Source organism: Streptococcus sp. SGI.013, assembly GCF_050315295.1.
In the GTDB taxonomy this organism is placed as follows: Bacteria; Bacillota; Bacilli; order Lactobacillales; family Streptococcaceae; genus Streptococcus; species Streptococcus porcorum.
Map to the genome: position 1 here is coordinate 1 of NZ_JBNPOS010000046.1, position 9,575 is coordinate 9,575.

The 9,575-nt window shown below is 34.5% G+C and carries 8 protein-coding genes; all 8 read left to right on the forward strand.

Annotated features, from left to right (window positions below; genetic code table 11):
• Positions 1 to 125: 125 nt before the first annotated feature.
• Positions 126 to 1,382: an accessory Sec system protein translocase subunit SecY2 gene (gene secY2, locus ACQRDX_RS08750; RefSeq protein WP_427896481.1), complete on the forward strand. Its 1,257-nt coding sequence runs from the start codon at positions 126 to 128 to the stop codon at positions 1,380 to 1,382.
• Positions 1,383 to 1,390: 8 nt separating this feature from the next.
• On the forward strand, positions 1,391 to 2,950 hold the full coding sequence (gene asp1, locus ACQRDX_RS08755) for an accessory Sec system protein Asp1 (protein ID WP_427896479.1): 1,560 nt from the start codon (positions 1,391 to 1,393) through the stop codon (positions 2,948 to 2,950).
• Positions 2,951 to 2,953: 3 nt separating this feature from the next.
• Positions 2,954 to 4,528, forward strand: a complete 1,575-nt coding sequence (gene asp2, locus ACQRDX_RS08760; protein WP_427896477.1) for an accessory Sec system protein Asp2 — start codon at positions 2,954 to 2,956, stop codon at positions 4,526 to 4,528.
• Positions 4,525 to 5,064, forward strand: coding sequence for an accessory Sec system protein Asp3 (asp3, locus tag ACQRDX_RS08765; protein WP_427896475.1), 540 nt, complete (start codon positions 4,525 to 4,527; stop codon positions 5,062 to 5,064). The genes asp2 and asp3 overlap by 4 nt, the downstream gene beginning before the upstream one ends.
• Positions 5,065 to 5,090: 26 nt before the next feature.
• Positions 5,091 to 7,457 carry an accessory Sec system translocase SecA2 gene (gene secA2, locus ACQRDX_RS08770; RefSeq protein WP_427896473.1) on the forward strand — a complete coding sequence of 789 codons (2,367 nt, stop codon included), beginning with the start codon at positions 5,091 to 5,093 and terminating at the stop codon, positions 7,455 to 7,457.
• A 27-nt stretch (positions 7,458 to 7,484) separates the two neighbouring features.
• Entirely contained in the window at positions 7,485 to 7,667 is a 183-nt protein-coding gene (locus tag ACQRDX_RS08775; protein WP_427896471.1) for a hypothetical protein, read from the forward strand.
• 277 nt (positions 7,668 to 7,944) lie between these two features.
• Positions 7,945 to 8,691, forward strand: coding sequence for a DeoR/GlpR family DNA-binding transcription regulator (locus ACQRDX_RS08780; RefSeq protein WP_427896469.1), 747 nt, complete (start codon positions 7,945 to 7,947; stop codon positions 8,689 to 8,691).
• Positions 8,688 to 9,575: 1-phosphofructokinase (gene pfkB / locus ACQRDX_RS08785; RefSeq protein WP_427896467.1), on the forward strand; the 888-nt coding region annotated here is incomplete at its 3' end. The genes ACQRDX_RS08780 and pfkB, both read left to right, overlap by 4 nt.

Genomic DNA, 9,575 nt, shown 5'->3' on the forward strand with positions numbered 1-9,575 from the left:
TAAATAAAAAGTAGTTTGCTTTTTAATCCGATGGATAGTAGCTATGCAAATAGCTACTATTTATCTTGTATGGTGATAAGTGTTATTGTCACCATACAAGATAAATAAATGATTTAGGAAAAAATATGTTATCAAGAATACGAATAAAATGGCAAAGTTCTCTCTTATTGAAAAAAATGCTCTTCACTTTAGGGATTGTCTTCATTTATATGGTTGGTAGGGCAATTCCCATCAGCACAATCCCATTAGATACTGAAGCTATAAAAAATACAACATTAAAGAGTGCATTAAATAATTTGGCTTCTGTAACAGGTGGACAACTAAGCACCATGACATTATTTTCATTAGGATTAAGTCCTGTAATGACAAGTATGATTTTATGGCGATTTTTAACAGTATTTGAATTATTCAAAAATTATACAAATGCGCAAGTTTATCGCTTTAGAATGTACTTAGCACTTTTTATTGGATTAATTCAAGCTTTTGGATATACGGCTTCGCTAAATTTTTTAGAAGTAGAAGGAAGTTTATTTACAGGTGATGGATTATTACGCTTAGTAACGGTTCTCATTCTCATTGGTGGTAGCTTTGTTTTAGCATGGTTAGGGAACATGAATACTGAAAAGGGAATTGGTGGCCCAACAGTCATTATTATCGTTAATATGTTATTATCACTTTTCCAAAGTGCAGAACAACTTTTTAAAAACGGTGATTTTTCAATGCTAACTTATTGGGGAATAGTTATTTTAGCAATTTTGGCTATTAATGCTTTAATTTTAGTAACTATCATTACTCATAGGGCGGAATATCGTATTCCTATTAGAAGAATTAGTGTTAGTAATACTTATACAGAAGAAAATTATATTCCAATTCGATTAAATCCAGCGGGAGGGATGCCTTTTATGTATGGTATGACTTTGATGATGCTACCTCCTTTAATCATACAAGGGTTACAAGGACTATTTCCAAAAGAAAAGTTTTTAGAAACCCTTTATAATCAAATTGGTTTATCAAATTGGCCTGGTGTCATTATTTATGCTATTATCCTCTACTTACTTGCGATAGGTTTCACTTATTACAATTATGATCCTGTCGATATCACTAAAAATATGCGACGTGGAGGAGATTATATTGAACATGTTAGACCAGGGAAAGAGACTGAGCGTTTTATAAGGAAAAGATTAACGATCTTTGCTCATATTGGTGCAATCTTTATCTGTCTCATTGGTGTAGGGCCACTCTTTTTGACCATTGGAAAAAGTGATATGACAGGGATTGCTTTGTTTGTAAGTAACATTTTTATCATTACAAGTTTAATGATTAGCATTATTGAGCAAATTGATATGTTATTAACTTGGAAAAAATATGGAAAACTATTATAGGAGTAACTATGTTTTATTTTGTACCAGCTTGGTATAGCAAAGAGAATAATTGGCAGGATGATACCCCTTTATGGTTTCGTGTCTTTGAGAAAATGACTTTTGATGATACCGTGAACCAGTTAAAAATGTTTCAGAGTATTGGTGAAGTTTCTCGTCTTCTTATTTTAAATTATCAACCAAATTTACGTTATTTTTTACATAAGCAAGATTTACTTGGAGTATCTTATTGGTCTTTTTTTGACGACATTCAAAATATTAAGTCTGTAGATACAAATCCTATTGATTTTAAAGCCTTAAACTGGCCAGATCAAACTGAGTTTTTGTATTCCCCTTTTGCGGTTGTTGCTAAATGTTCAGGAAGGGTATTAGCCCATATCTGTTTTGCAGAAAATGGAAATTTATATGCGATTGATTTTTTAAAAGAAAATCAGGTAGATAAACGTTACGTTTTTGATGATAGGGGATTTTTATCTAGCATCCTTTATTATAAAAACGGTCAAGAAGAGTATAGAGACTACCTTAACGAAAATGGTATATGGCAAGTTCGAGAACATTTAAGTCAAAATGGTCTGATAGAGGTAAATACTTTGTCGGATTTAGAATTCGAACATCGAACTTATCAAAATTGGGAACAAATGATGCAAGAGCGATTATCTGTTTTTAAAGTAGAATATCTAAAACAAAATGATAGCTTAGTTATTGCCTCCCATAACCAACATAATCAGTTACTTTGTACTCAATTTGTTCAACAAAATAAGATTTTTTCTTTCTTTAGTCATCGTCCCTTAAAGGATCAAATTCGTGATTTAGCTGATATTTATGATGTTGCTAAATTTATTGTAACAGATACAGAAAATATGGATAAAACAATTAAAGAAGCTATCAATCAAAAGCAGTTAACGGAAAAGCCGATTACTCGAATTTCACCGTTTGATACACGTTTGCGTCTAGGACATAGTCAGAACGTTAAAGATTTAGAAATTTATTTCCTAGTGGATGGCTTGGATGATGATGAATTCTTAAAGGCTGTCGTTCCTATTTTAAGTGTTATGGAGGATAACCCTCTCATTGTTTTAAAAATTGCAACGATTGATAGTCATCGTCAATTAGGTGAACTTGAAAGAGAGTTGAACTTTTTGCTAGATACCAAGTTTGATAAAGAAAAATTTATGAGACCTAAAGATGATGACAGCGAAAACAAAGTTGATGAGAATGAGTTAGTTTTGGGACGAATTAAATTAAAGCTTTATACAAATGAAAATCAAATCATTAAGGCTTTAGATACTAGTCGTTTGGTTATTGACTTAGGTCGTCAACCAGATTTGTATACCCAAATTGCGAGTATTAGTGCGGGTATTCCTCAAATTAACCTCGTTAAGACGGACTATTTATCGCATAAAGAAAATGGCTGGTTAATAACTAATTATAGTGATTTACCAAAAGCTATTTCCTATTATTTTGATGGTCTAGCCAATTGGAATAAAGCTTTGATTTCATCTATTGAAAAAATGACAGATTATACCAGTGGTCGCATTTTAGAGCAGTGGAAATCCCTATTAGAAAGGTAGTCTATGGCAATTAAGATTTTACAAATTGGTCAAGAAGATTGGCAAAATCATATTCAGATGCCAAAAGGCATTGAGTGGTCATACTCATCTTTATCTGATTTAGAAACTGTCTTAGAAAACGAAACTGTTGAACTTCTAAAAAAAGGAAATGCTACATTAGGAGCTCCATCGGAACCTACTCTTCAATATCAAGCTATCTTGATAACAAGTGATATCGCAGATGAAGCTAGTCTGTCCCTATTGGATGATGTCGTTGATCCGTATGCTGTCTTTTTTCTTGATGGGATTCCCTTACCACAGGCTAGCGACAAGGGATTTCTCAGAAAAAAAATGGCAAGGACTTTACCATTTGATGGGGAAAAAGAAGAGATTGTTTGCTATCTTGAAAAAAACTTATTTAGAGGACAATATGGCGCTAAATTAAAAATATCAGATATTGATTTACATCCCTCCTTTGATGGTAAAGTAACTCATTTTGGCTATGTTTCCCTAAATTTTGATGGAAATTTTGGTAAAGATTTTGAGCCGTTATTTACATATCGATATAATGTTCCTAGCTCAACAGTCGCCTTAGAATTTTGGCAAGAATATACCGTGACAGGAAATTCTGAAATTGCCATTGAGGTAACAAGTTTTGTAGCAGGATCGGTGTATGATATACAGGAAACACGTCTTATTAGTGGCGATGAATTAAAAAAACCATTTATTTTAAATACCGAAGAAGAGCAGTATTACTATTCTTTTTCTATCTTAGCAAGAGGTCAGGGAAAAATTTCTTTTGGTCCACTTCATTATAGAAATTCGAGACAAGGGCTTGGGCAGTTCATTTTAGGCGGTGAACGCTTTGCCGATAGTCAACGCCAAGAATTTATTTCTTATTTTGAACCTGGAGATATGAAGCCACCATTAAATGTATATTTTTCAGGATATCGCTCAGCTGAAGGTTTTGAGGGTTATTTCATGATGAAAGATATGAAATCACCATTTTTGTTAATCGGTGATCCTCGCCTGGAAGGTGGCAGTTTTTATGGAGGCAGTTCCGAGCTGGAAGACGCTATTGAAGATAAAATTGCTTCTTCGCTAGATTACTTGGGATTTAGTTCTAACGACTTGATCTTCTCGGGTCTTTCTATGGGGACTTTTGGAGCCCTTTATTACGCTTCTAGTTTTAACCCTGCAGCAGTTATTGTTGGTAAACCTTTCGCCAGTTTAGGAAATACAACCAAGGCATTAAAGTTACGTCGTCCAAATGAATTTGAAACAATGGCTGACGTGACTTTGAGCTTGACAGGTGGAACAGATGAAGAACATATTGAGTTGCTAAATCAAAAGTTTTGGTCAAAATTTGATAAATCTGACTTCCCTAATACTGATTTTGCTATCGCTTTTATGGAAGATGATGACTATGATGGTACAGCAACAGAGGAGTTGATTGAGCATCTTTCATCAAAAGCCTCTCATATTTATGCTAAAGGTTATCCTGGACGACATAATGATAATAGTCCAGCCATTAATAAGTGGTTTTTAAAACAATATAGTACGATATTAGCAGATAAATTTGGAAGGAAAACCAAATGACAAGAGAATTAATAGCAACGATTAAATGGGATAAAGTGGCAACTAGTAGCACTTATCTTTACGGATCAATTATCAGATTTGTTGGAGAGAGTGTTCGTTTTGAGAACTTATTAATGCCACCAGGTAAAGAAATCTATAAATGGATGTCTAGAACGAATTATCAACGTGATAGACGTACTCCAGAATTACCAGTTTTAGAATTTGGTAAGACTTATACTTTAGTTGCCAATATGGATGTTATTCCAAATCGAAGAGTTTTTGTAAAGATAGAATTTTTTAATAGACTCGGTGAATCGATTGCTGTAAAAAATATAAGGGATGAGGAGACTAGTTTTACTTATCCAGAAGGAGCGTTTTCTTATACTATTACCTTGATGAGTGGAGGGTGCCAAGCCTTATATTTTACTTCTTTAGAATTGTACCAAGAGAAAAGAGAGGTTTCACCCTTTACTAAGAAAGTATTTTCAAAACGTTACATTGAAAAGGAGTTACCAGAAGAGTTGAATTTTGTGTCCTCCTTAATTGAAACCATTTAACTGCAAGAGAAAGGAAGCTAATTGAGGTGCAAAAAAAATCTTTATTAGATAAAATAAGGCTGAAAGGCTTTGAAAAAATCCTTGCGCAGGTCAATAGACTCAAAGATAAGATGGAAAATCTCTCTGATCAAGAACTGCAAGATCAGACTTTACGATTTAGAGAACGTTTAGCGGATGGAGAACAATTAGATGATTTATTACCTGAAGCTTATGCCACCATTCGAGAAGCTAATAAACGTGTCTTAGGGAAATTCCCGTATGATGTTCAAGTTTTAGGTGCTATTGCCTTACATAAGGGGAATATCGCTGAAATGAAGACAGGGGAGGGTAAGACCTTAACAGCTACTATGCCGTTATACCTTAATGGTTTAACAGGTAAAGGAGCTATTTTGGTCACAACAAATGAATACCTTGCAGAACGTGACGCGATTGAGATGGGAGAAGTTTATAAGTGGTTAGGTTTGACAGTAGGCATAGGTGTTTTCGATGATAGTATTGATGTTACACCAGATATGCGTCGTGAGGTCTACCAATCTGATATTGTTTATACAACAAGTGCTGCATTAGGATTTGACTATCTTACAGATAACTTAGCAGGCTCTATTGAAGGTAAGTTTCTCCGCCCATTTAATTATGTTATTGTAGATGAAGCGGATGCAGTATTATTAGATAGTGCGCAGATGCCTTTGATCATTTCAGGTGCCCCTCGTGTACAGTCTAATTTGTTTGAAATGACAGATCAATTTGTTCAAACTTTAGTTGAATCAGAGGAGTATTTTTTAGATGAAGATGAAAAAATAGTTTATTTGACGAACAAAGGAGTTGATTATGCAGAGGAATTCTTTGATATTGATGATCTCTTTTCAAATCAATATTTTGAATTAAATCGCCATATCAATTTAGCTCTCAGGGCACATCACATTTATAAAAAAAATCGGGACTATGTTGTAGATGAGGAAGTTAAGTTACTTGATAATAGAACAGGACGTATATTAGAGGGAACTCGCCTACAGTCTGGAGTTCATCAAGCAATTGAAACTAAAGAAAAGGTCAATAAAACACAAGAGTCTAGAGCGATGGGATCTGTTACCTATCAATCTCTCTTCAATATGTTTCCAAAATTATCTGGGATGTCTGGAACTGCTAAAATTGCAGAAGATGAACTCATCTCTACCTACCAACTCCCTGTTGTTGTCATTCCAACGAATTCTCCTGTTCAGCGAATAGATTATCCTGATAGGATTTATACTACCTTGCCAGATAAACTTTATGCAACAATGGATCTAGTAAAAGAGATTCATCAGACAGGTCAACCCATTCTTTTGGTGTCTGGAACAGTAGACATAGCAGAAATTTATTCGAAATTGTTGTTACAAGAGGGAATTGCTCATAGCTTATTAACAGCAAATAATGTCGCAAAAGAGGCTTTGATTGTTAAAGAAGCAGGGAGAAAAGGAGCAGTCACAGTTGCAACTCCACTAGCAGGGCGCGGAACAGACATCAAACTAGGTCCAGGAGTCGAAGAGCTGGGCGGGCTGGCTGTCATTGGAACTGAGAGGATGCCCAATAGTCGAGTTGATTGGCAACTAAGAGGTCGAGCGGGACGTCAAGGCGATCCTGGCATGAGTCTTTTCTTTGTTTCTTTGGAAGATGAAATTATGGTTCAATATGCTCCAAAATGGATTCACCGCTATTTCAAAAAAAATGAATCAACAAGTAATGGTAAGGAGCTTAAGGGGCTTAGGTTTACTAGAGCTGTTAATCAAGCACAGGAAAAAAGTGAGGATAAGGCGATTAGCGCGAGAAACTCTACGATTCAATTTGATGAGAGTTTACGCGTTCAAAGAAATAAAATTTATGCTATGCGTGACGATTTGATTTTTAATGAACATTCCGTTAAGGATCAGATTGATAGTATTTTTAAAGATATGATTGCAGACTATATGGAAAAAGATAGCGCGCGTACCCCTGAAACTCTAAAGCGCTACATTTTAGATAATTATAGTTATCATTTTCAAGGTTATCGAGATGGCTTTAATTTCAGATCAGATAAATCTGTTGAAAAACTACTGTGGCAACTTTATCAAAAAGAAACAGCACGTAAAGAAGTAGAACTAGCGGATGATGCAAGGATATCAGAATTTTATCGCTTATCTATGTTAAAAGCCATTGATGAATGTTGGATTGAACAAGTGGATAATCTACAACAATTAAAAACAGTTGTCACAACACGACAAATTGCGCAAAGAAACAGTATATTTGAATATTACGCAGAATCATTACTTTCCTATGATCGTTTAAGTTATGAGATTAAGAAAAAAATTATCCGTAATATTATGCTTAGCAGTATTGAACACGGACCTCAGGGTGGACAATCTATCTACTATGTTTAAAACATTTATTTTATGGAGAGTTATATAATGGCTAAAAAAAATGAACTTTTAGAGCAAAATATTAAAGAAAATATTACTAAAGCACGCTATAAAGAAAGTCAGAAAGAAAAAAATAAGCGTCCCTTATCTTTTCTTATTGTGGTTATCTTAATTACTTTTTCTGTATTATTTTCACTATTCAGTGCTCTGAAGAATATCTTTTTTAACTAGTAGCATTGTTTGATACTGATCTAATAATACCAATATGTAGAGTAGACAAATGAACTTTTTAAATGAAGAGTTTTTGTCTGCTCTTTTTTGTTTTTTTATAACATGATATACGCCATGGTGACGCCTCTTAGATATTATTTATATCATCAACTAGCTTTCTTTTTAAGAACTTTAGATAGAATGATGAAGTATTTTGAAAGTTTTTGGAAGAAAAATGTTGACAAAAAATAAAAATAAGGTATAATAATATTTGTAAACGATTTCAGAAGGAGGAGAAATGTTAAAATCTGAACGTAAACAAATTATCATGGATAAATTATCGGTACATGGATTTGTCAGTTTAGAGGATCTGGTCCCTTTGTTGGAGTCGTCTGAATCAACGGTCCGTAGGGATTTGGATGAATTGGAGTTAGAAGGTAAGCTCTGCCGTGTTCATGGTGGAGCAGAACTGAAAGCACATTTACAGGAAGAATTAAGTAATAGCCAAAAATCTATCAAAAACGTTCAAAAAAAATCATCAGTGATTTCTAAAGCTTTAAATTTAGTTCATTCTCAAGAAGTTATTTTTATTGATGCAGGAACAACTAATGCCTTACTAGTTGAAGCTTTTGAGGGAAACGAAGATATTACGGTTGTGACAAATTCTATCCATCACGCCTCTAGATTAGTAGAGAAGGGGATCAAGACTATTATTGTCGGTGGATTTGTGAAACATTCTACGGATGCTAGTGTTGGTAATCTAGCAGTTGAGCAAATAAGACAATTGAACTTTGATAAGGCTTTCTTAGGTATGAATGGGGTTGATGAAAATTTTTTGACAACGCCTGATATGGATGAAGCTGTTGTTAAAAGGTTAATTATTGAAAATGCTAAACAAGCTTATGTTTTGGTAGATTCTTCAAAAATAGGACAGGCCTCATTTGTAAAAGTGGCTCCTGTTGAAAAAGTTGTTATTATTACCAATAACCATTCAGATGGGCTATTGGAAAAAATAAAAGAAAAAACGAAGGTAGTAGAGGTATGATTTATACAGTAACTCTTAATCCTTCTATCGACTTTATTGTCCGTATTGATTCGGTTGAAATTGGTAGTGTCAACCGCATGGATAGTGATGATAAGTACGTTGGTGGAAAAGGGATTAATGTAAGTCGTATTTTAAAACGACTTGGGCATGATAATACAGCAACTGGTTTTATTGGTGGCTTTACAGGTCAATTTATTAAAGACGGCTTGCAAATCGAAGGTATTGCTAGCCAATTTATTGAAGTTGATCAGGATACGCGCATCAATGTTAAAATCAAGGCTGATCAAGAAACAGAAATCAATGGTGCAGGTCCAGTAGTAACAGAAGCGCAGGTAGAAGCATTAAAGTCTATATTATCCTCGCTAACTAATGAAGATACTGTTGTATTTGCAGGATCAGCTCCAGCTAATCTTGGGAATCAAATTTATAATGAATTGATTCCTGTAGCCAAAAAAGCAGGAGCGGAAGTCGTTTGTGATTTTGAAGGACAAACCTTGCTTGATTCATTGGCCTATCAACCTTTGTTAGTAAAACCTAATAATCATGAGTTGGAAGCAATTTTTGGTGTGAAACTTAATGGCTTAGCTGATGTTGAGAAGTATGCCCGTGAAATCTTGGCTAAGGGTGCAAAAAATGTTATCATCTCTATGGCTGGTGACGGAGCATTATTAGTAACACCAGAAGCGGCTTATTTTGCGAAACCTATTAAGGGTACCGTGAAAAACTCAGTCGGAGCAGGAGATTCGATGGTTGCAGGGTTCACAGGTGAATTTGTGACGAGTCATGATCCTATTGAAGCTCTTAGATGGGGAGTTGCATGTGGGACTTCAACAGCCTTTTCCGATGATTTAGCTAGTATTGAATTTATTAAAGAAACTTATGAA

Coding starts and splice junctions, on each gene's coding strand:
- asp3 (WP_427896475.1), top strand. CDS start 4,525: ATGACAAGAGAATTAATAGCAACGATTAAATGGGATAAAGTGGCAACT.
- ACQRDX_RS08775 (WP_427896471.1), top strand. CDS start 7,485: ATGGCTAAAAAAAATGAACTTTTAGAGCAAAATATTAAAGAAAATATT.
- secY2 (WP_427896481.1), top strand. CDS start 126: ATGTTATCAAGAATACGAATAAAATGGCAAAGTTCTCTCTTATTGAAA.
- asp2 (WP_427896477.1), top strand. CDS start 2,954: ATGGCAATTAAGATTTTACAAATTGGTCAAGAAGATTGGCAAAATCAT.
- asp1 (WP_427896479.1), top strand. CDS start 1,391: ATGTTTTATTTTGTACCAGCTTGGTATAGCAAAGAGAATAATTGGCAG.
- ACQRDX_RS08780 (WP_427896469.1), top strand. CDS start 7,945: ATGTTAAAATCTGAACGTAAACAAATTATCATGGATAAATTATCGGTA.